15 protein-coding genes are annotated in these 22,367 nt (G+C 71.2%); 5 read left to right on the forward strand and 10 right to left on the reverse strand.

Translation table 11 applies throughout. The annotated features are described in order from the left end of the window. The first annotated feature begins 43 nt into the window (after positions 1 to 43). The 3 genes from ACIRA5_RS28510 to ACIRA5_RS28520 all read left to right on the forward strand — a co-directional run bounded on the left by ACIRA5_RS28510 (position 44) and on the right by ACIRA5_RS28520 (position 7,370). Positions 44 to 1,561, forward strand: coding sequence for a hypothetical protein (locus ACIRA5_RS28510; RefSeq protein WP_060902416.1), 1,518 nt, complete (start codon positions 44 to 46; stop codon positions 1,559 to 1,561). 154 nt (positions 1,562 to 1,715) lie between these two features. After that, on the forward strand, positions 1,716 to 2,597 hold the full coding sequence (locus ACIRA5_RS28515) for a hypothetical protein (RefSeq protein WP_383124977.1): 882 nt from the start codon (positions 1,716 to 1,718) through the stop codon (positions 2,595 to 2,597). Positions 2,598 to 2,666: 69 nt separating this feature from the next. Then, a complete protein-coding gene (locus ACIRA5_RS28520) occupies positions 2,667 to 7,370 on the forward strand; it encodes a hypothetical protein (protein ID WP_403695088.1) in 4,704 nt (1,567 codons plus the stop codon). 60 nt (positions 7,371 to 7,430) lie between these two features. Here ACIRA5_RS28520 and ACIRA5_RS28525 read toward each other — a convergent pair whose 3' ends face one another. The 9 genes from ACIRA5_RS28525 to ACIRA5_RS28565 all read right to left on the reverse strand — a co-directional run bounded on the left by ACIRA5_RS28525 (position 7,431) and on the right by ACIRA5_RS28565 (position 19,670). Then, the gene (locus ACIRA5_RS28525; protein WP_403695091.1) at positions 7,431 to 8,981 is read right to left on the reverse strand and encodes a GMC family oxidoreductase; all 1,551 of its coding nucleotides are present in this window, start codon (positions 8,979 to 8,981) and stop codon (positions 7,431 to 7,433) included. Between the two features lie 50 nt (positions 8,982 to 9,031). Next, positions 9,032 to 10,597 (reverse strand): APC family permease, encoded by a 1,566-nt coding sequence (locus tag ACIRA5_RS28530; protein WP_403695094.1) that lies wholly within the window; start codon positions 10,595 to 10,597, stop codon positions 9,032 to 9,034. A 102-nt stretch (positions 10,598 to 10,699) separates the two neighbouring features. Next, on the reverse strand, positions 10,700 to 12,166 hold the full coding sequence (locus tag ACIRA5_RS28535) for an aldehyde dehydrogenase family protein (RefSeq protein WP_403695096.1): 1,467 nt from the start codon (positions 12,164 to 12,166) through the stop codon (positions 10,700 to 10,702). After that, a complete protein-coding gene (locus ACIRA5_RS28540) occupies positions 12,159 to 13,304 on the reverse strand; it encodes an aromatic ring-hydroxylating dioxygenase subunit alpha (RefSeq protein WP_403695099.1) in 1,146 nt (381 codons plus the stop codon). Before ACIRA5_RS28540 ends, ACIRA5_RS28535 begins: the two co-directional genes overlap by 8 nt. Before the next feature lie 11 nt (positions 13,305 to 13,315). After that, on the reverse strand, positions 13,316 to 14,278 hold the full coding sequence (gene solA, locus ACIRA5_RS28545; RefSeq protein WP_403695182.1) for an N-methyl-L-tryptophan oxidase: 963 nt from the start codon (positions 14,276 to 14,278) through the stop codon (positions 13,316 to 13,318). Between the two features lie 73 nt (positions 14,279 to 14,351). Beyond that, positions 14,352 to 16,859 (reverse strand): FAD-dependent oxidoreductase, encoded by a 2,508-nt coding sequence (locus ACIRA5_RS28550; RefSeq protein ID WP_403695100.1) that lies wholly within the window; start codon positions 16,857 to 16,859, stop codon positions 14,352 to 14,354. A 43-nt stretch (positions 16,860 to 16,902) separates the two neighbouring features. Continuing rightward, entirely contained in the window at positions 16,903 to 17,559 is a 657-nt protein-coding gene (locus tag ACIRA5_RS28555) for an MBL fold metallo-hydrolase (RefSeq protein ID WP_403695102.1), read from the reverse strand. Then, on the reverse strand, positions 17,556 to 18,641 hold the full coding sequence (locus ACIRA5_RS28560) for an S-(hydroxymethyl)mycothiol dehydrogenase (RefSeq protein ID WP_403695104.1): 1,086 nt from the start codon (positions 18,639 to 18,641) through the stop codon (positions 17,556 to 17,558). Before ACIRA5_RS28560 ends, ACIRA5_RS28555 begins: the two co-directional genes overlap by 4 nt. A 207-nt stretch (positions 18,642 to 18,848) precedes the next feature. Then, positions 18,849 to 19,670, reverse strand: a complete 822-nt coding sequence (locus ACIRA5_RS28565; protein ID WP_352049201.1) for an IclR family transcriptional regulator — start codon at positions 19,668 to 19,670, stop codon at positions 18,849 to 18,851. Between the two features lie 215 nt (positions 19,671 to 19,885). On the opposite strand from ACIRA5_RS28565, the gene ACIRA5_RS28570 reads away from it, so the two are divergent. After that, positions 19,886 to 20,206 (forward strand): bifunctional 3-phenylpropionate/cinnamic acid dioxygenase ferredoxin subunit, encoded by a 321-nt coding sequence (locus tag ACIRA5_RS28570; protein ID WP_075027482.1) that lies wholly within the window; start codon positions 19,886 to 19,888, stop codon positions 20,204 to 20,206. 34 nt (positions 20,207 to 20,240) lie between these two features. After that, entirely contained in the window at positions 20,241 to 21,434 is a 1,194-nt protein-coding gene (locus tag ACIRA5_RS28575) for an NAD(P)/FAD-dependent oxidoreductase (RefSeq protein WP_403695107.1), read from the forward strand. Positions 21,435 to 21,620: 186 nt separating this feature from the next. Here the strand turns inward: ACIRA5_RS28575 and ACIRA5_RS28580 are convergent, their stop codons facing one another. Then, positions 21,621 to 22,178, reverse strand: coding sequence for a hypothetical protein (locus tag ACIRA5_RS28580; protein ID WP_403695110.1), 558 nt, complete (start codon positions 22,176 to 22,178; stop codon positions 21,621 to 21,623). Between the last annotated feature and the right edge of the window lie 189 nt (positions 22,179 to 22,367).

The raw sequence follows: 22,367 nt of genomic DNA on the forward strand, positions 1-22,367 counted from the left end.
GTCGTTTCGACCGTTGTCAGACCGAGGACCTAGTCTGTGCACCGTGACTTCGCCTGCATCGACGGACAGCGTTCCGCCCCAGCTCAGCGCGGGGCCGCGCCCCGCTCCGGGCCCGGCCGCCGACGAGGGCCTGGCGCGGCGGCTGCGCGCGCTCGCATGCACCGCGCCGCTGCACGACCTCGATGTGCGCAAGGCGAATCTCGCGGGCGAGTACACGGTGTACGGGATGGCCGAGGTGGCCCTCGCCGCCATCGACCTCGTCACACTGAACATGGACTTCGACACGGGCGCCGACCACGACCAGATAGTGGCCCGGCTCATCCCGCGCATCGCCGCGCAGGCCCCGCAGCGCCCCGTCGCCGAGCACGAGCGCGTGGCCAGGTGGGTCCTGGAGAACCTGATCAACGTCGGCAGCGTCGACCGCGGCTTCCGGGCCGTATACGGCACCTTCGCCCCCGACGGCTCCTACGTACGCCGCGACTACGACTTCAAGCTGATCGAGGAGGTGCCCGGGTACGGGGGGACCGTCTACCTCCGTACGACGGACGAGGCGGTCAACGTCCTCGTCGGCGCCCTCGACACCGACGTCACCAGCGCGCAGATCGCCGCCGAGGTCAAGCTCGAGGTGTTGATCAGCCGAGGCCGCCTCGCCGACGCCCAGCTCGCCGCCGAGCAGGCCCGCTACCGGACCGTGCAGTACTCGGAGACGCTCCGCAGGGCCCTCGACGCGACCCGGCGCAATGTGCGGGCCGTCGACTGGCTCCAGGCCGTGCCCGACATGATCGCCGAGGCGCTCGACCACGTCGCCGACCGCTACCGCCACGAGAACGCGATCCTCACCAACATCCGCAAGGCCCGCGACGAGTCCGAGGACCCCGAGCAGAAGCGCCGCGCCGCCGAGCTCGTCGACATCGTCAAGGACTGCATCCGCCGGCACACGCAGTTGCAGTCCCGGCTCCTGGAGGCCGGGCCCCTGTTCCGCGCCGAGCAGGACCGGCAGGCCTTCGCCACACCCATGACGACCTCGGGGATCGACCTCTACGGCCACCTCGTCGCGCCCGTGCTGCCGCTGCCCGTCGCACAGGCCCGGCGCGTGACGGACGCGTTCTTCGCACGCGGGACGGGGCTGCGTACGCCGGTGGCCGTACGGGTGGGGGATCTTGTCGAGCTCCTGCTGACACCGCCCCTGGAGCGGGAGCACCTCGGTGCGGAGATGCCCGAGCCGGACCTGATCGCCACGCCGGACGACAGTCGGTTCAGTGAGGAGCAACTCGCCTCCGCGATGGAGCTGCTGGATCTGCCGGCGGACGCGCCGCGACGGCTGTCCGGACTGCTGGCCGAAGCGCGCCGCCGAGATCCGGAACTGCCCTACCTCGTCGCCCTGTTGGCCGTTCACGCGGCCAGTCCGCCGGTCGGTACCGCGTATCGGCAGGGTGAGGAGAAGCTGTTGTTCGCCGTCGACGACGGGGTGGAGCTGGACGATCCCGAGTTCGGCGGGGCCGATCTGATCGTGGGCATGGCTCTGCTCGACGCGGCGGGGATGGCGGCGGATCGGTCGTGAGCGCCCAGTCGCCAGGGAACGGCGCCGCGCTCGCTGATCGCGGGCTGTTCGCGGCTCGCCGCGCCCACGCCGCGCAGCCGCGGATGTCACCGCCCCGCGCCCCTGACGGGGCGCTTGTCCTCACCCCCGTATCTCAGACCATGGAGCCCCAGTCGTGACCGAGCAGCACGTCGAGTGGAGTGAGCCGGATGCCGTCGCCGCGCCGGCGAACGCTCCCGTCACACCCGCCGACGCCGCCGACGCGGCGCGGCTCGTCGCCTTCGGGCTCCAGCCCAAACTGCAGCCCGCGCGGGACCAGGAGTACGCGGAGCTGTTGCGGCGGTACCGAGAGGACCCGGCGTTCGCCCGCCTCGCCGACGCCGTGGCGGCCGGGCTCGGGCTGGTTGTGCTGGAGGTGTCCCCGCGCGCGGGGATGGCCGTGACGGCCGCCGAGGACTCGGTGTTCGCCGTCCGGATGGGCGACTACGCCCGTCGCACCTCGGCCGACTCCGCGGACCGCTTCCTGCACGGCCTCGCCCACCTCGCCGTCGCCGCGATGGCCTTCCCACGCCCCGAGGACCTCGCGGACGACGGGTACATCGGGCGGGTCTCGGTCAACGGCGTCGACGCGTTCGTACGACAGGCCTGCCGCCGTCTGGAGGAGCGGGCCGAGGAGCACGGCGAGAACACCGATCCGGCGACCGAGGCGCCCGGCCTGGAGGCGGCCTGGCGGATCTGGGCACGGCGCAGCTCCACCGGTGCCACCAAGGACGCGCGAAGACTGTCCGGTTCGACCACCGGCATCATCGGCAAGGCCGTCGCCTTCCTCACCGACTCCGGATTCCTCCAGCGGACCGGGGACGACTCCGGAGGGACGTACCGGACGACGGCCCGCTATCAGCTTCAGGTACGGGACATGGCGGGCAGCGCCGCGATGGCCGAGCTCCTCGAGCTGGGCGTCGTCCCGGTGACCGACGGCACCCCGACGCTGCTGCCCGCCGAGCACACCGACGACCTGGAGCTGGTGGCGGACGCAGGCCTGCCGTTCCACTCCTGAACCCACCTACGTAGCTCCCCTGCGTATCTCCCCTACGTATCCGAAGACTTACTACGAGAGTCCGCCGCCATGTACGAGCTGTCCCGGGTCCGCCTCTACTCCATCGGGCCTGCTGGCGCGCGCTATGCCGACACCGTCCTTGACCTGAGGGGTGTCGGCGAGCCCGTGCCCGACCCCGCCCCCACCCAGGCGGAGTTCTTCGAGGAGGAGCCCGTCGGGCCACCGCGCCGGCCCGCGCCCGCGGGCGTGCTCTTCCTGGAGAACGGCGGCGGCAAGTCGGTGCTGCTCAAGCTGATCTTCTCGGTGATGCTGCCGGGCCACCGCAACACCCTGGGCGGCGCCAGCTCCGGTGTGCTGCGCAAGTTCCTGCTCGCCGACGACTGCGGTCATGTCGCGCTGGAGTGGCAGCACACGCTGACCGGCGAGTGCGTCGTGGTAGGCAAGGCCAGCGAGTGGCGGGGGCGGCAGGTCTCCAACGACCCGCGGAAGTTCGCCGAAGCCTGGTACTCCTTCCGGCCCGGGCCCGGCCTGAGCCTGGACAACCTGCCCGTCGCCGAGGCGACCGCCGTCCGGCCGCCCGTCGAGGGCGCGTCCGGCGCGCAGGGACGGCGGCGCACCATGAAGGGCTTCCGCGACGCCCTCACCGAGGCCGGAAAGGCGTATCCGCACCTCGAAGTGCACTGGGAAGAGATCCACGACCGTTGGAACGAGCATCTGACGGACCTCGGCCTCGACCCCGAACTCTTCCGCTACCAGCGGGAGATGAACGCCGACGAGGGTGAGGCCGCCGGTCTCTTCGCCGTCAAGAAGGACTCCGACTTCACCGACCTGCTGCTGCGCGCGGTCACCGACACCCGGGACACCGACGGGCTCGCCGACCTGGTCGGCGGCTTCGGCAACAAGCTGGGGCGGCGCGCCGAGCTGATCGCCGAGCGGGACTTCACGGCGGGGTCCGTGGATCTGCTCGGCCGGATCGTCGAGGCCGCCGAGGCACGGGCACGCGCGCGTGACATCCACGCGGGCGCCGAGCGGCGTACCCGCACCCTGGCGCGGCGGCTGTCCGCACGAGGCATGCGGGAGCGCGTCCGCGCCGGTGAGCTCGCACAGCGCGTGACCGCCGCCGCGTACGCCGTCACCCACGCCGAGGGCGCACGCGAACGCAGTGCCCTCGTCGCCGCCGAACTCGCCTACCGGCACGCCTCGTTGGCGCTCGTCGGAGCCGAGAAGTCGGCGGCCGCCCAGAAGCGCGAACTGGCCGACGCGCGCACCCTGCACTCCTCCTGGCAGGCCGCCGAGCTCGTCCTGCGGCACCGCGCCGCCGCCGACCGCTCCGCGCGCGTGGCCGCCGCGATCCTCGAGGCCGAGCGGGACGCCGCGCCCGCCCTCGCCGCCCGCGCCAAGGCCGCTGTCGACCTCGTCCGCGCGCTGCACCGCGCCGCCGATGGCGCCGAGGCGCTCGCCAACGAGGAGGAGGAGCGCTCCGCCGGACTCCAGGAGGTCGGCGAGACCGCGTACGCCGACTCGACTGCCGCGGCCACCGCCGCCCAGCGCGCCCGCAGCGAGGTCGGACATCTGCGCCAGCGCCTGAGCGAGGTCGAGCAGGAGACCGCCGAGGCGGTCCGCGCCGGCTGGCTCGACGACAGCGCCCCCGACGCCGACCCGGCCCGCGCCGCCCTCGCCGCCAGCGACGCCGAGAAGACGGCCGTCGCGGCGTGGGACATCGCACGGGAGGCCTCGCGACGGGCCTCGGAGCACGGTCGCGAGGCAGCGTCCGCCGAGTCCCGCGCCGAACTGACGGCCGCCCGCGCGGCGGACGCGGCGACGGCGGCCGAGCGCGCGTACGACGGTGAGCGCCGTACGGCCGAGGCACTGGCGGGGGAGGAGCGGCTCGCGGAGCTGCTCAGCCTGCCGGGCGCCGCCGGAGCGCGGCACGGCGGGGTACCGGTGCCGCGGGCGGCGGGGGACGCCGCTGCCTCGACCGGCCACGGCAAGGGCGGCGACACCGGCCGAGGCGCCCGCGGCAACTCCGCCGACGTCTGGGCGGAGACCGAAGGCGCCCTCACGCCCGAGGAGTTGGACCAGTACGCCGACGAACTGCGCGAGCTGCTCGACGACGCAGTCGCCTCCGCCGAGCGCCAGCTCTTCGAGCTGCGCACCGCGGCGGCCGACGACGCCCGGATCCTCGGCGCCCTCGGCGACGGCGGACTCCTGCCACCCGGCCCGGACGTGCTGGCCACGGTCGAGTACCTCGGTGAGCACGGCATCCCCGCCCTGCCCGGCTGGCGCTATCTCGCGCAGGCCGTCGACCCCGTCGACCACGCGCGCGTGCTGGCCGCCAGGCCCGAGCTCGTCGACGGCGTGATCATCACCGACCCGGACACCCATGCGCGGGCCCGTGCGGCGCTCAGTGAAGCGGCGCTGCTGCCGCGCTCCGCCGTCGCCGTCGGCACGGCCGCCGCGCTGCTCGCCCCGACCCCGGCCGCCGACGCGGGCGACGGCGGCGTCTTCCTCGTACCGCCGAACCCGGCCATGCACGACGAGCACGCCGCCGACGAGGAACGCCAGGCGCTGCGCACCCGGGCGACCGAGCGAGACGAGGAGATCCGCGTCCTCGCGGCCCGGCTCGGCAAGGACCGGGAGCTCGCGGCGCGGCTCGCCTCCTGGCGCACCGGCTGTCCCGCCGGGCGGCTCGTCGAACTGGCCGTGGCCGCCCGGGAGGCGCGCGCGTTCGCCGAGGAGGCCGAGGCCGAGCTCGCCGAGGCGCGCACCGTACGGGCCGAGGCCGACGAGGCGGCGGCCGAGGCGGCCCTCGTGCGCGACGAGCGCCAGGACGCCGCCCAGCGCGCCCGGCGCGCGGCCGACGCGCTCGCCGGACTCGCCTTCCGCCTGCGCGAACGCGCCGGTTGGCAGGTCAAGGTGCGCGAACTCGCCGACGAGGCCACCGAGTCGGAGGCCCGCGCTCAGGTCTGCCTGGAGCGCGCCCGCGCCGCCGACGAGGACCGCCGCGCCGCCCAGCGCGCCGCCGACGACGCCCGCCGCACGGCCCGCGCGCTGCGCGCCGAGCGCGCCGAGATCGCGGGCGCCCCCGACGACGTACCGGAGGACGCGTCGGAGACGGCGAAGTCCTCGCTGCCCGCCCTGCGCGAGGCCTACCGGGCCGCGTCACAGCTGTACGAGAAGGTCGGCGTCGGCGCCGATCTGCGCGCCGAGCAGGCCCGCGCCGAGAGCGACGAGACCGCGGCCCTGGCAGAACTGGACCGGCTCAGCAACAAGGTACGCACGCGCGCCGCACAGCTCCTTGAGGCGCCGGACGGTTCCGACGGGCCGTCCCGGCAGGCCGCCGCTGCCCGTGCCGAGGAGCTCGTGCAGCTCCTGGAGACCCGTATGTCCACCGCGAGCGAGCAGCTCGGGCGGCTGCGCGGCGAGGCCGAGCGGCACGCGCCCGAGGACGGCGAGGCCCACACCGAGCTGTCGCAGGAGCTGGTCCCGCGCGACGCCGAGCACGCGCAGTCGCTGCTGCGCACGGCCACCGGTGAACTCGCCTCCCGCGCCGAGGCGCTCAGCCAGGCACGCGAGGCACACGCCGAGCTGCTCGACGCGCACCGTGCCGCCGAGGACGCGGCCGGTGGCTTCGACGAGACGGCCGCTCTGCTCAGGGACCTGCTGCGGGAGCACTCCGACGAGGAGCAGGAGGAGCCCGAGCCCTACCCCGGCACCCTCGAGGAGGCCCGGCACTCCGCCGCCGAGACCCGCCGCTCCCTGCGCGGCTGCGCCGCCGACCTCTCCGCGGCCGAGGGCGCCGTGCGCGAGGCGAGCGACATCCTTGTACGGCATGCCAACTCCAACCGGTACGAGCAGGTGCGCACCCCTGCCCGGCAGCAGATCCGTGAGCTGCCGGCGTCCGCGCTGCCGGAACACGCCCAGAAGTGGGCGGACGCCTTCGCGCCCCGACTGCGGGTGCTGACCGACGAGTTGGCGCAGCTGGAGCGCAACCGGGACTCGATCGTGGACCGGCTGCGGGGGCTGGTGGAGTCTTCGCTCGCCACCCTGCGGTCCGCGCAGCGGCTGTCCCGGCTGCCGGAGGGGCTCGGGGAGTGGTCCGGGCAGGAGTTCCTGCGCATCCGCTTCGAGGAGCCCGATCAGACCACGCTCGCCGAGCGGCTCGGCGAGGTCGTCGACGAGGCCACCCGCGCGGCGGTCAAGAAGAACTCCGACATGCGGCGCGACGGCATGTCACTGCTGCTGCGCGGAGTCAGCGCCGCCCTCGAGCCGAAGGGCATCGCCGTCGAGATCCTCAAGCCGGACGCCGTACTGCGTGCCGAGCGCGTCCCCGTCGGGCAGATGGGTGACGTCTTCTCCGGCGGTCAGCTGCTGACCGCGGCCATCGCGCTCTACTGCACGATGGCCGCGCTGCGCAGCAACGACCGGGGCCGTGACAAGCACCGGCACGCCGGCACGCTCTTCCTCGACAACCCCATCGGACGCGCCAACGCGACCTACCTGCTGGAGCTGCAGAGGGCCGTCTCGGACGCGCTCGGCGTCCAGCTCCTCTACACCACCGGCCTGTTCGACACGACCGCGCTCGCCGAGTTCCCCCTCGTCATCCGTCTGCGCAACGACGCCGACCTGCGCGCCGGGCTCAAGTACATCAGCGTGGAGGAACACCTCCGGCCGGGGCTCCCGCAGCAGGCCCCGGCCGGGCAAGGTGAGTCGGTGCACAGCGAGATCACGGCGACAAGGATGTTCAAGAGGCCCGCACCGAGCACCCCTTGAGCCGCGGGGAGAACTGCGCGACCAGCCACGTTCGGCCCGCAGTCTCCCCACCGCGGCCGCCTACCCGTCCCCCTTCAAAAGGTCCGCGCACTTCTCGCCGATCATCATGGTCGTGATGCAGGGGTTGACGGAGATGAGATCCGGCATCACCGAACCGTCCGCGACCCGCAGCCCCTCGACCCCCTTGACCCGCAGCCGCGTGTCGAGCGGGGCCGAGGAGTCGTCGTCCGCGCCCATCTTCACGGTGCAGGACGGGTGGTAGACGGTGTTGTGGGTCTTGTGGATGTAATCGAGCAGCTCGTCGTCCCTCCGGACGTCCGGCCCGGGGGCCAGCTCCGCGCCCGCCCAGCCGCTCAGCGCCGGCTGGGAGGCGATCTTCCGCGCCAGTTTCAGCCCGTACGTCATCACGCGCACGTCGTGCTCGTGCGTGAAGTAGCGCGGATCGACCATCGGCTTGTCCCGGTAGTCCTGGGTGCGCAGTCGCACCGTGCCGCGTGACTTCGCGCGCGTCACGTTCGGCGTGAGGCAGAACGCGTTCTCGGACGTCGGGAACCCGTGCCGAGCCGTGTTCATGTCGAACGGCACCGAGCCGTAGTGGTACATCAGGTCGGGCCGGTCCAGGCCCGGTTCGGTGTCGTAGAAGATGCCCGCCTCCCACCACTGGCTGGACGTGGTGATCATGGGCTGCTTGGCCTCCCACATGATGACGCCCTCGGGGTGGTCCTGGAGGTTCTTGCCCACCCCCGCAGAGTCCACCACCACCTCGACCCCCACCTCGCGCAGATGCGCGGCGGGCCCGATGCCCGACAGCATCAGCAATTTGGGAGTGTCGATGGACCCGCAGGACACGATCACCTCGCGGCGTGCGCGCACCGTGCGGGTGTGGATCAGGTCCGGGTCCAGGTACTCGGCGCCCACACAGCGGCGGCCGTCGAGCACGAGTTTCTTGGCCCGTACCCCGGTGCGCACTTCCAGATTCGGCCGCTTGTCCATGACCGGATGCAGATACGCGACCGACGAGGACTGCCGGATGTTGTTCTCGTCGGAGTTGATCTGGAACCAGTTGGCGCCACGGATCACGGTCTTGCCGGTGTTGAACGCGGTGGTCGGAATGCCCGCCTGCGCACACGCCTCCAGCAGGGCGGAGCCACAGGGGTCCGCGCCCTTCAGCGTGCGCAGTTTCACCGGGCCGGTGCGGCCGTGGTGGTCACCGGGAGCGTCGTTCGACTCCAACCGCTGGTAGAGCGGGAAGAGTTCGGCCGCGCTCCACCCCGTACAGCCCGCTGCGGCCCAGTCGTCGAGGTCCTCCGCGGGTGCCCAGAAGGCGATGCAGGAGTTGTGCGAGGAACAGCCGCCGAGCACCTTGGCGCGGGCATGCCGCATGAAACCGTTGCCGCTGACCTGCGGTTCGACCGGGTAGTCCCAGTCGTATCCGGACTCCAGCAGTCCCATCCAGCGTTCCAGCTTCAGGATGTCGTCGTCGCCGACATCGCTGGGGCCCGCCTCGAGGACGCACACGGTGACGGACGGATCCTCGGAGAGCCGGGCCGCGACCACGTTGCCCGCGGTGCCGCCGCCGACCACGACATAGTCGAACTCATCGACGTTCATGGGGAGTTGACCTCCTTGCTTTGCTCTTCGGTCGGTCGTGTGACGGTCCTTCAGTCGGTCGCGGGGGTCACGGGGGTCGCGACGGAAGCCGTCGCGGAGGCCTGGAACTGGTGCTCGGCGAGCACCCCGGTCCGGTGCCGCTGCACGAACCAGTAGTAGGCGAAGCCGCCGCCCGCGACGACGCTCACGAACAGGACGGCACCCCAGCGCAGGTACCAGTGGTACGGCGCGGTCGCGTTGTAGACCGCGGAACGTGGCCAGATCAGGTTGATCGTCATGGCCGCGCCCCACACCACGGCGACGATGTTGACGAGCAGCCCCCAGCGACCGAGCGAGAACTTGCCGTCGCCTGCTGGCTGCCACGTGCCACGCAGCCGTGCGATCAGCATCGGACCGGTCACCAGCAGATATGCCAGGTAGATCATGATGATGCCGATGCTGGTGACCACGGTGAAGATCTGCGGCTGGCGGATGTTGACCACCAGGATCGCCAGTGCGAGCACACCGATGATCACGGTCGGCAGGACCGGCGTCTGGAAGCGCGCGTTGACCTTGGCCAGCTTCGAGGAGGCGGGCAGGTTGTTGTCGCGGGCCATCGCGAAGGCCAGCCGGATCGCCGCCGTGTGCACGGCCAGGGCGCACACCGTGACCGCGATCAGCACGCACCACAGCATCGCCTTGCCGGCCGTCGGGCCGAGCACATCGAGGACGATGTACTGCAGACCGTCGGTGGAGAGCTTGTCGCCCTTCAGGCTGGAGACGCTCATCAGCGCGAGCAGCAGCACGAGCCCGCCGAGGACGAACGAGGCGACGATGGCACGGATGATGGCGCGCGGCGCGTTGCGCGACGGGTCGAGGCACTCCTCACCGAGCGAGGAGGCCGTGTCGAATCCGTACATGACATACGCGGACGCCAGCGAGGCCACCAGGAACGCGCCGAGGTAGCCGAACGACTGCCCATGGCCGGTGCCCTGGGTGTCCATCACCACCTGCGGGCCGCGTGTGATGTGCACCGCGAACAGGATGATCAGTACGACGGTGGCGATCAGCTCGATGAAGACGCCCGCCGTGTTGATGGTCGCCATCAGCTTCACACCGAAGGCGTTCACCACGGTGGTGAACAGGATCAGTACGGCCGCCAGCAGAACCGCGTTGGTGGCGACGTCGTACTTGCCCGTGCCGTCACCCACGAACTGGAAGGTGGAGGAGATCTGGGGAAGCGTCAACTGATAGGCGAGTGCCACGGCCGAGATCGACACGATCGACGCGAGCAGCATCATCCAGCCCGCGAGCCAGCCTATGTGCGGATTGCCCACCTTCTTCGACCAGTTGTAGACGGAGCCGGCCACGGGATAGCGGGCGGCGAGCTCGGCGAAGCAGAGGGCGACCATGAACTGGCCGATGAAGACCATCGGCCAGGACCACCAGTAGGCGGGGCCACCGCTGCCGTAGCCGAAGTAGAAGAGCTGGAAGGTGCCGGTGAGGATGGAGATGTAGCTGATGCCGGCGGCGAAGGTGTGGAAGTTGCCAAGGGTGCGCTTGAGTTCGGGCTTGTAGCCGAACTCGGAGAGTTCGGCGTCGTCGTTCTGCTCGGTCGCGGGTGGATGGGTGGTCATGAGCGGCCTCCTGGATCAGGGGAGAGGGGCGCGGCTCGTGCGGGTGGTGGGGGGAATCAGGGGATCAGATCATCCGGACGTCACCGGGGGATCATCAGGGGATTACGCGAACCACCCCTGTGGGGACGGGTTGGTGTTGCGCCAGATGTGCTTGGCCTCGCGGTACTCGGCGAGGCCGGCGGGTCCGAGCTCGCGCCCGAACCCGGACTGCTTGAAACCGCCCCATTCCGCCTGAGGGACGTAGGGGTGGTAGTCGTTGATCCAGACCGTGCCGAGCCGCAGCCGGGCCGCCACGCGCTGGGCCTTGGCCTCGTCGGTGGTGAAGACGGCGCCCGCGAGCCCGTAGATCGTGTCGTTGGCGAGCCGCACGGCCTCCGCCTCGCCGCTGAAACGCTCCACGGTCAGCACCGGCCCGAAGGACTCGTCCTGGACCACGGACATGTCGGACGAGCACTCGTCCAGCACGGTCGGCGGATAGTAGAAGCCCGCCTCGAACTCGGGTCCGGAAGGCCGCGCGCCGCCGCAGCGCAGCACCGCGCCTTCCGCCAGCCCCTTGGCGACGTACGCCTCGACCTTGGCGCGATGCGCCGCCGAGACCAGCGGCCCGCTCTGTGCCCGCTCGTCGAACGGACCGCCGAGCCGGATCTCCGAGGCCCGGCGGACGACCTCGTCGACGAACCGGTCGTGCAGCGAGTCCTCGACCAGCAGCCGGGCCCCGGACGAACAGACCTGCCCCGAGTGCAGGAAGACCGCGGTCAGCGCCATGTCGACGGCCGTCTCGAAGTCGGCGTCGGCGAAGACGATGTTCGGGTTCTTGCCGCCGAGTTCCAGGGCCACCTTCTTCACCGTCCCGGCCGCGGCGGCCATCAGCCGCCGCCCGGTCTGCAGCCCGCCGGTGAAGGAGACGAGGTCGACGTCCGGATGATCGCCGAGCGGGGCCCCTGCCTCGGGGCCCGCGCCGAGGACGAGGTTGGCCACTCCGGGCGGCAGCCCGGCCTCCTCCAGCAGCCGCATCAGATGGATCGCCGTGTGCGGGGTGAGCTCGCTCGGCTTGAGGACGAAGGTGTTGCCCGCGGCGAGCGCCGGGGCGACCTTCCAGGCAGTCTGCAGGAGCGGATAGTTCCAGGGGGTGATCAGCGCGCACACCCCGACCGGTTCGTACACGACCCGGCTGTCGACGCTCGCCGTACCGGTCTCGACGACCCGGCCCGTCTCGGCGGTGGCCGCCCGCCCGAAGTAGCGGAAGCAGTTCGCGATGTCGTCGATGTCGTACTCGCTCTCGACGAGCCGCTTGCCCGTGTCGAGCGACTCGGCGCGGGCGAGCGCGTCCTTGTCACGTACGAGGAGGTCGGCGACACGCATCAGCAGGTCACCGCGGTCCGCGGCCGGGGTCGTGGGCCAGGGCCCCTCGTCGAAGGCGCGGCGCGCGGCGGCGATCGCCTCCACGGTGTCCTTGCCGCCGGCCTCGTCGACGACGCCCACCAGGGAGCCGTCGGCGGGGCAGCGGATCTCGCGCGTGCGCTCGTCGAGAGCGCTCCGCCACGTACCGTCGATGAACAGGTCAGGCACTGGGGCCTCCCAATTGCTGGATCAGCCACTCGTGGAAGATCCCGATGTGGTGCTCGGTGGGCACCAGGACACCACCGTTCCGGTAGGCCCGCGAGGTCATGGCCGGCTGCGTACGTTCACACGCCTCGAAATCCTGTTCGTTGACCCGGTGGAAGAGCTCGACCGACTTGGACACGTCCGCGCCGGACTCCACGACCTCCGGCGCGTAGAGCCAGTCGCACTCGACGACCGTGCGGTCCTCCGCGAGCGGGAACATGCGGTGCAGAATGACATGGTCGGGGACCAGGTTGATGAAAACCGTCGGTTTCACAGTGATCGCGTAGTAGCGACGGTCCTGGTCGTCCGCTATGTCCGGCAGCCGGCCGAAGCCCTCGCTGCCGTCGACCGTGAAGCCCTGGATGTCCTCGCCGAACTCGGCGCCGTGCCCCACGTAGTACTGGGCCGCGTAGCCCTCCGCGAACTCCGGGAGGACGTCGACGAGTTCGGGGTGGATCGTCGCGCAGTGGTAGCACTCCATGAAGTTCTCGACGATCAGCTTCCAGTTCGCCTTCACGTCGTAGGTGATGCGCTTGCCGAGGGCCAGCTTCTCGGTGCCGTAGTGCCCGATGGCGGCCGCGTTGCCCAGCCGCTCCACGGCCGCGCCCATCACCGTCTCCTCGAAGGAGGGCGGCTCGTCGGCCAGGCACACCCAGGCATACCCGAGCCACTCGCGCAGTGCGACCTTGACCAGGCCGTACTCCACGCGGTCGACGTCCGGCATCTTGATCAGGTTCGGCGCGGCGACCAGCTTGCCGTCGAGGTCGTAGGTCCAGGCGTGATATGGGCACTGCAGATTACGGCGGACCTCCCCGGACTCCTCGGTGCACAGCCGGGCCCCGCGGTGACGGCAGATGTTCAGGAAGGCGCGCAGCTCACCCGTGCGGGAGCGGGTGATCAGGACGCTCTCGCGGCCCACCTGGACGGTGCGGAAGGCGCCGGGCCGGGCGAGATCCGCGGAGCGGACGGCGCAGAACCACATCGACTCGAACAGGGACTCCTGCTCCTGCCGGAAGATCTCCGGATCGGTGTAGTAGTGCCCCGGGAGGGTGGCGATCAGGCTGGGGGAGAGGGGGGACGGGGAGACGGGGATCGTCGTCACGTGCGTACTCCTCAGGCGGGCGCGGCGGCGAGGCGGTGGGAGTCGAACAGCCCGATCGGGTGATCGGTGGCGCCGGTCAGGGCGAGGTCGGCGACGATCTCGCCGACGACCGGCACGAACTTGAAGCCGTGCCCGGAGAATCCGCAGGCCACAGTCACGGACTCCGGGCGGGCGGGGTGGCGGGCGATGACGAAGTGCTCGTCGGGAGTGTTCGAGTACATGCAGGTGGCGGCCTTCTCCCAGATGTAGATCGGGTGGTTCTCCGGCAGGAACGGCCAGACTCTGCCCCTCGGCTGGAACCAGTACATGACCTGGCGCTCGATCGTGAACGGCACCCCTGGATCGGTGAGCATTTGCGGTGCCCACGCGCCCGGGCAGATCACCAGCTGGGCCGCCGTGTAGGTGTTCTCGGCCGTGTGGACGCGTACGCCGTCCTTGTACGGCTCCCAGCGGGTCATCGGTTCCTCGAAGTGCAGGTCCGCTCCCTGCCGGGTGGCGAGCTGGAGGTGCGCGGCGACGGTGTTCTCGGGGCGTAGGAGCCCGGCCCGCACCTCGAACAGCGCGACCTCGTCGTCCTTCGGGGTCAGGGTCGGGAAACGCCGGCGGATCTCGGAGGCGTCCAGCATCTCGTGCGGCAGGTCCCACTGTTCGGCGGAGAGCAGCGAACCGGAGACCGTCCGGGAGTCGGGGCGTCCGACCATGACGCCGCCGCACAGGGTGGCGATCTCCCGGCCGGTCGCCCGCTCCAACTCCTCGTACAGCTCGTACGAGCGCAGCAGCAGCGGCACGTACGCCGGGTCCTCGAAGTAGGACTGGCGGGTGATGCGGGAACCGTCGTGGCTGGAACCGCGGTTGTGCACCGGGCCGAACTTCTCCAGGCCGAGCACGCGGGCACCGCGCGCGGACAGATGGTGGGCGGCGGCGCTGCCCATGCCGCCGAGACCGATCACGATCACGTCGTACGCGGGGGACACAGGGGCCTCCTCATGCCGGGTGGCCGGGCTCATGCTCATGCCGTGTGGCCGAGCTCCTGTCTATTGATCGGTTTCAGCGGCGGATTCGGTTCATCCTCGGGTCGAAGAGGGGTTCTTCCGCGACGGTCGCGGGGACCTTCTCGCCGAAGTACTCGATGTGCACGCCCGTACCGGTCGGGAGCGTCGGCAGCCAGGCGTACGCGACGCAGCGGCCCAGCGTGTAGCCGTACGAGGCGCTGGTCACGTATCCGGACGGGGCGCCGTCGACATAGACGGGCTCCTTGCCGAGCACGACGGCGACCGGGTCGTCGAGGAGGAGGGGGGTGAGCCTGCGCGCGGGTTCCTCCGTGGCGAGGCCTTGCAGCGCCTCCTGGCCGACGAACCCGTCCTTGTCCATCCGGACCGCGAAGCCGACCCCTGCCTCGAACGGGTTGTGCTCGTCGGTCATGTCCACGCCCCAGGCGCGGTAGCCCTTCTCCAGGCGCAGACTGTTGAAGGCGGAGCGCCCGGCCGCGATCACGCCGTGCTCCTGGCCCGCCTCCCACAGCGTGTCCCAGAGCCTGAGCCCCAGATCGGCGGACGTGTACAACTCCCAGCCCAGCTCGCCGACGTACGACAGTCGCATCGCCGTCACCGGGACGTGCCCGAGGCAGGCCTCCTTCGCGCGGAAGTAGCCGAAGCCCTCGTGCGAGAAGTCGTCGCGAGTCAGCGGCTGCACGAGCTCGCGGGCGAGCGGACCCCAGACGCCGATGCAGCAGGTGCCGGAGGTGATGTCCCTGATCCGCACGTCGTCCGGGGCGTGCCGCACCAGCCAGTCCAGGTCGGTGGGGGAGTTGGCGCCCACCTGGAAACGGTCCGGGGCGAGGCGTGCGACGGTGAGGTCGGAGCGTACGCCGCCCGTCTCGTCCAGAAGCAGCGTGTAAGTGACCGCGCCCGGCTTCTTGCGGAGGTTGTTGGTGGTCATGCGCTGGAGGAAGCCGAGGGCCCCGGGCCCGGTGACCTCGAGGCGGCGCAGCGGGGTCATGTCGTACAGGGCGACCTTCTCGCGGGTCGCCTTCGCCTCGGCGGCCGCGATGGGCGACCAGTAGCGGGCCGACCAGGCGTCGCGCTCGGGCCGACCGTCCACGAGCGGGGCGTTCGCCTCGTACCAGTGCGGGCGCTCCCAGCCGCCGCCCTCCAGGAAGTAGGCGCCGAGTTCCTGCTGCCGGGCGTAGAAGGGGCTGACACGCAGGGGGCGCGGGTGCTCCATCGGCTGGAGGGGGTGCAGGACGTCGTACACCTCGACGAACTGCTGCGAGCCGCGTTCGCGGACGTACGACGGCGAGCGCTGCGCGTCCTCGAAGCGTGCGAGGTCGCATTCGTGCAGGTCGATGGAGGCGCGCCCGTCGACCATCCATTCGGCGACCGCCTTCGCGACCCCCGCGGAGTGGGTGACCCAGACGGCCTCGGCCAGCCAGAATCCGCGCAGTTCGCGCGATTCCCCGAGCACCGGCATGCCGTCCGGGGTGAAGGAGAAGACGCCGTTGAAGCCCTCCTCGATCTCCGTCTCGCGCAGGGCTGGCATCAGCCGGCGGCAGTCGTCCCAGCTCGGCGCCCAGTCCTCCTCGGTGAAGGGGTACGACGACGGCATCTCCATGTCGTTCGCGCGCGCCTCGTCGTAGGGGAGGATCCCGAACGGGTCGATGGGCAGCGGCTTGTGGGCGTAGCTGCCGATGCCGATGCGGTCGTGGTGCTCGCGGAAGTAGAGGTCGCGGTCCTGGAAGCGGAGGATGGGCTTCGAGGCGTCGGTGAGGGTGTGAGCAGTGGTTTCAGCTGTGGTTTCAGCGGTGGCTTCGGAGGTGGCTTTCGGGGTGGCTTCGGCCAGTTCAGGGAGCTGCTTGGTCTTTGCGTACTGGTGTGCGAGCGGCTGAAGGGGGACATCGACTCCAGCCATCCGGCCGATGACCGGGCCCCAGAACCCGGCCGCGGAGACGACGTGGTCGGCGGGGAAGGTGCCGCGCTCGGTGACCACGGCGGTGACCTTGCCGTCCTCCTTTTCGATACCGGTGACCGTGTGGCGGTCGAGGAAACGGGCGCCCCGTTCGGTGGCGTGCTCCCTCTGGGCCCGGGACGCGAGCACGGCGCGGGCCAGGCCGTCGTCGGGGGTGTGGAAGCCGCCGAGGACGGCCGACTGGTCGATGAGCGGCCACAGTTCCTTGCAGCGGGCCGCGCTGACGATCTCGCCGCGTACGCCCCAGGAGGCGGCATAGCCGGCCTTGCGGTGCAGGTCGGCGAGGCGCTCGGGCGTGGTCGCGAGTTCGAGACCGCCGACCGGGTTGAAGCAGGAGACGCCCTCGACCTGGAGCGAGTTGAACTTCTCCACGGTGTACCGGGCGAACGCCGTGAGCGTCTTGGACGGGCTGGTCTGGAACACCAGGCCCGGCGCGTGCGAGGTGGAGCCGCCCGGGGCGGGCAGCGGCCCCTGTTCGAGAACGGTGACGTCGGTCCAGCCGCGGGCGGTCAGCTCGTCGGCGAGCGAACAGCCGACGATGCCGGCGCCGATGATGACGACACGGGGATGGTTTGCGGGCGTGCTGGACATGCCCCTCCTTGCCGGGGTGGGGAGTGGACGCGCTCGGGGGTGATCAGACGGTCGGGACGTGGGGGCGTTCGGCGGCGATGGTGGTGTCCTCGCCGTGCCCGGTACGGACCACCGTGTTGCCGGGGAGGGTGAGGAGCCGGTTGCGGAGCGAGGCTTCGATGGTGGGCCGGTCCGAGTACGAGCGGCCGGTCGCGCCGGGGCCGCCGTGGAAGAGGGTGTCCCCGGTGAAGACCGTGTCCAGGAACGGGGCGTAGAGGGAGCAACTGCCCCAGGTGTGGCCGGGGCTGTGGATCACTTGGAGTTCGATACCGGCGACCGCCAGGATCCGGCCGTCACGCAGTTCCCCGTCCGGCTTGCGCCCGGGGTGCGTGAAGGACCACAGCTCGTTGTCGTCGGGATGCAGGAGCACGGGCGCGCCGGTCAGTACGGAGAGCTCGGCCGCCGCGTCGATGTGGTCGTCGTGCGCGTGGGTGCAGACGATCGCGGTGACACGGCGTCCGGCGACGGCCTTGTGGATCGTACGGGCGTCGTGGGCGGCGTCGACGATCAGCACCTCCTCGTCGTCGCCCACGAGCCAGACGTTGTTGTCGACGTCGAAGGTCTCGCCGTCGAGACTGAAGGTGCCCGAGGTGACGACGCGTTGGACCCGTACCGTGTGGTCCTGTTCGTGACCGTGTCCCTGGGGCCCGGCTTGGCTCACAGGACCACCACCGACCGCAGCACCTCACCGCGGTGCATCTTCGCGAACGCCTCCTCGACCTGGTCGAGGGAGATGGTCTCGCTGACGAACGCGTTGAGGTCGAGCAGCCCGTACAGGTACTGGTCGATGAGGAACGGGAAGTCGCGGCTCGGCAGGCAGTCGCCGTACCAGGAGGACTTCAGCGCACCGCCGCGCGAGAACAGGTCGATCAGTGGGAGGTCGATCTTCATCTCGGGGTCGGGGACACCGACCTGGACGAGCACACCCGCGTGGTCGCGCATGTAGAAGGCCTGTTTGTACGTCTCCGGTCGGCCCACCGCGTCGATGGCGATGTCGACCCCGAAACCATCGGTGAGCGCACGGACGGCCTCGACGGGATCCGTCCCGCGCGAGTTCACCGTGTGGGTGGCGCCGAACTTCTCGGCCTGGTCGAGCTTCTTGTCGTCGATGTCGACGGCGATGACCTTCATCGCGCCGTTGAGACAGGCGCCCGCGATCGCCGCGTTGCCGACGCCTCCGCAGCCGATGACGGCGACCGTGTCGCCGCGCCCGACGTTGCCGGTGTTGACCGCCGCGCCGTATCCGGCCATCACACCGCAGCCGATCAGGCCCGCGGCCTCGGGGCGGGCGGCCGGGTCGATCTTCACGGCCTGCCCGGCCGCGACCAGGGTCTTCTCGGCGAAGGCGCCGATGCCCAGCGCGTTGCTGAGCGGGGTGCCGTCGAGCAGCGTCATCGGCTGGGTGGCGTTACGTGAGTCGAAGCAGTACCAGGGGCGCCCGCGGCGACAGGAGCGACAGGTTCCGCAGGGCGCCCGCCAGGCGAGGACCACGTAGTCGCCCGGGACCAGGTCGGTGACGCCGTCGCCGACCGCCTCGATCGTGCCGGCCGCCTCGTGGCCGAGCAGGAAGGGGAAGTCGTCGGTGATCGCGCCCTCCCGGTAGTGCAGATCCGTGTGGCAGACCCCGCAGGCCTGGACGTTGACGAGCACCTCTCCGGGGCCCGGGTCGGGGACGACGATCGTCTGCACCTCGACGGGTGTGCCCTTCTTGACGGCGACTACGGCACGGACCTCGTGTGGCACGACAAGCTCCTCTGCTGTTGCGCAATGCACGATGGGTTGCGCGATGAGGAACATATTGAGAACGCCGTCATGGGGTCGTCAAGGGGTCGGCGTTAACCCTTGGCAAAAGGAACGGGCCGTCCGAAACGTGCCGGACATACGGACTGGACACACGAAGGGGCAGGGCCGGGAGAATCCCGTGCCCTGCCCCTTCGCCCCTGAGGGCGCTCAGAAGCCGTACCCCATCCGGCGCGACAGCTCGGCCCCCGCCGCCACCGTCCGCTTGGCCAGCTCCGGCAGTCGGTCGGAGTTCAGCCGGTACACCGGACCCGACACGCTGATCGCCCCGATCACCTTCCCGTCGTGCGCCCGGATCGGCGCGGCCACGGCGGCGAGCCCCAGCTCCAGTTCCTCGATGGTGACCCCGTAGCCCTGCTCGACCACGGCCTCCAACTCGGCGCGCAGCACGGACGTACCCGTGATCGTGCGCTCGGTGAACCGTGGCAGGGCGCGCGCGAGCAGTCCTTCGCGCAGGGTGGGCGGCATGTGCGCGAGCAGCACCTTGCCGCTGGAGGTCGCGTGCAGCGGGGTGCGCCTTCCCAGCCAGTTCTGCGCGGTGACCGACGCGGTGCCGCGCGCCTGCATGATGTTGACCGCCGCGTCGTCGTCGAGCACCGCGACGTTGACGGTCTCGCCCAGTTCGTCGGCGAGTTCGCGACAGACCGGCACGCCCTCCTGGGAGATGTCGAGGCGCACCGCCGCCGCCCCCGCCAGACGCAGTACGGCGGCCCCCAGGTAGTACTTCCCGCGGTCCTTGGCCTGGGCCACCAGACCGCGGTTCTCCAGGACACCGAGCAGGCGGAAGGCGGTGGACTTGTGCACGTCCAGCTCCTCGGCGATCTCGGTGACCCCGGCCTCCCCGACCCGGGCGAGGATCTCCAGCACGCTCACGGCGCGGTCCACCGACTGGACGGCGCTGCCGGCCCCTCTCCCGTGCTGCTTCTCGGAACCGTCCCCGTTGTGCTCAGCCTGCTTCTGCGTGCGGGTCATAGCTCAACTCTCACCACCTGACGGCCCGGTTTGGGCCGCATCTGCGGGAAGCCCTTGACGTGACGGGACCCCCGCGCGGATTCTGTTGCGCATAGCGCTCCCTCGTGCGCCATGCGAAACATCATGTTACCGAAGCGTCCGGAACCCGAAAGGTCTCCGGACCCACCTGGACCAGGAGGTCCCGGACGAAGAGTCCAGGACCGAGAGGGGGGCCCATGATTCCCGTCTGCCGCCTCGACGACCTCCCCGCGGGCGAATCCGTCCGTGTCGACACCACGCCGCCCATCGCGGTGTTCAACGCCGACGGCGAGTTGTACGCCATCGACGACACCTGCACCCACCAGGACGCCTCCCTCTCGGAGGGCTGGCTGGAGGGCTGTCTGGTCGAATGCCCGCTGCACGCCGCCTCATTCGATCTCCGTACGGGTCTGCCGACCTGCCTGCCCGCACGCCGCCCCGTCCGCACCCACCGCGTCACCGTCGACGACGGAATCATCCACGTCCACCTGGCCGCGGAGGAGGGCACCGCCGCATGAACGCCCTGACCGAGTGCGCCCAAGAGCGCGCCTCATGAGGACCGTGACCGTCGTCGGTGCCTCCCTCTCCGGGCTGTACGCCGCCCGGGAACTCCGGGATCAGGGGTTCGACGGCCGCCTGGTGATCGTCGGGGACGAGCCCCACCTCCCGTACGACCGCCCACCCCTCTCCAAGGACTTCCTCACCGGCCGCGCCGACGAGACCCAGCTCGCCCTCGCCGACGTCGAGGAGACCGCCGAACTCGACGCCGAGTGGCTGCTCGGCGTACGCGCCCGGGGCCTCGACGCCCGGGGGCGCACCGTCCTCCTCCACGACGGCCGCACCGTCTCCACGGACGGCGTGGTCATCGCGACCGGCGCGTCGGCCCGCCGGCTCCCGGGGGACGGACTCGTCGGCGTGCACACCCTGCGCACGCTCGACGACGCCCGCGCCCTGCGTGCCGAGCTCTCCCGGGGCCCGCGCAGCGTCGTCGTCATCGGAGGCGGCTTCATCGGCGCCGAGACCGCCTCCTCCTGTGCCGGACTCGGCCACGACGTCACCGTCGTCGAGGCCGCGCCCCTGCCCCTCGTTCCCCAACTCGGCCCCGAGATGGCCGCCGTGTGCGCCGCCCTGCATCGCCGCGGTGGTGCAGGCCTCGTGACCGGCACCGGTGTCGCCGGCCTGCGGGGGAGCGGCACCGTCACGGGTGTGGAGCTCTCCGACGGCCGGGTCCTGCCCGCTGATGTCGTGATCGTGGGCATCGGCGCCACCCCCAACACCGGCTGGCTCGCCGGTTCGACACTCGCTCTGCACGATGGCGTGCTGTGCGACGACGGCTGCGTGACCGCACTGCCGCAGGTGGTCGCCGTCGGCGACGTCGCCCGCGTCGGAGGCGCCCGCGCCGAGCACTGGACCTCCGCCACCGAACAACCCCGCGTCGCGGTCCGCAACTTGCTCGCCGGGCGCACCGTCGAGGGCGCACGGTCCCTGCCCTACTTCTGGTCCGATCAGTACGGCGCACGGATCCAGTTCGCGGGGCGCCGGCACGCGGCGGACGCCGTCCGCCTCACCGAGGGCGCGCTCGACGACGGCGCACCGGCCGAAGGCGGCCTTCTCGCCCTGTACGAGCGCGGCGGCCGCACCACAGCCGTGCTGTCCATCGACCGCCCCCGCCCGTTCATGAAGGCACGCCGTGAACTGGCGCGCAGCGAGGACCCGGTGGAGCCGGCCGGCGCCGTGTCGAGCTGACGGCCCGTGGGCGGACCCACGGACGGGGGGCCACCTTGACCACCGGGTTCACGGGCTCCACGGCGTCCGTGGAGCCCGCCCCTTGGCCGTGCCGTGGGCAGCCGTGAGCCGGGCTCAGTCACGAGCCGGGCTCAGCCGCGAGTCGTACCGTACTCAGTCGCGAGCCGCACTCGTCGCGAGCCGCACTCAGGGGTGCGACAACTGCCCGGTGCCGCCCTGTCGTCGTATTCGCTCCTGGGCGCGCTCCGTCGCGCGTGTTTGCCGTCGGGCCCGGCGCCGCTCGCGCCTCAGGGTCCTTGCGGTGCTGCTCGGTTCGGACACCACGCCATTGCGCTGGTTCCACACCTGGCGGGTGACCCAGACGTCGAGGGCGGCCCAGGTGGCCACCACCGTGCTGGCCACGCTGCTCAGGACCATCGGGAAGGCGAGCCAGGACTCCGCCAGCGTGGACAGGAAGGCGATCACGGCCTGGATCAGGGTCACCGCGATGATCAGCACCGCACGTACGGCCGACGTGCGCACCGGATCGGGCAGCCGTCGCCGACGCGCGGGCTCCTCGATCCACAACGGCCGGTAGTACGCCTGCTCTTCGTATCCGTCCGCGTGCCCGAGAACTGCCCGCGCCTGCCCGCCGGCATGCCGCTGACCGTCAGCGGCACCCTCCCCGACCGCCCGCTCATGCCCACCGGTTGCAGTGCCCCGCCCGCCCACCGGCCCGGGCCCGCCCTCCGCCTGGGCGCTCATGCGCTCGCTTCCGATTCCGGCGGCACCCGTCCGGTCGTTCTTCCGGTCGCGTCCCTCCGGGGCCACGCTCTGCCGGCTCACCCGATCGCGACCGTCCGTCACGACGCCTTGTCCGCTCGCTTCGTCGCGCCCGTCCGCCGAGTCCGCCGGTATGTCGCGATCCGTTGTTCGTGTGGCCGATCGCACCGC

It is taken from the genome of Streptomyces sp. NPDC096311, assembly GCF_044763085.1.
In the GTDB taxonomy this organism is placed as follows: Bacteria; Actinomycetota; Actinomycetes; order Streptomycetales; family Streptomycetaceae; genus Streptomyces.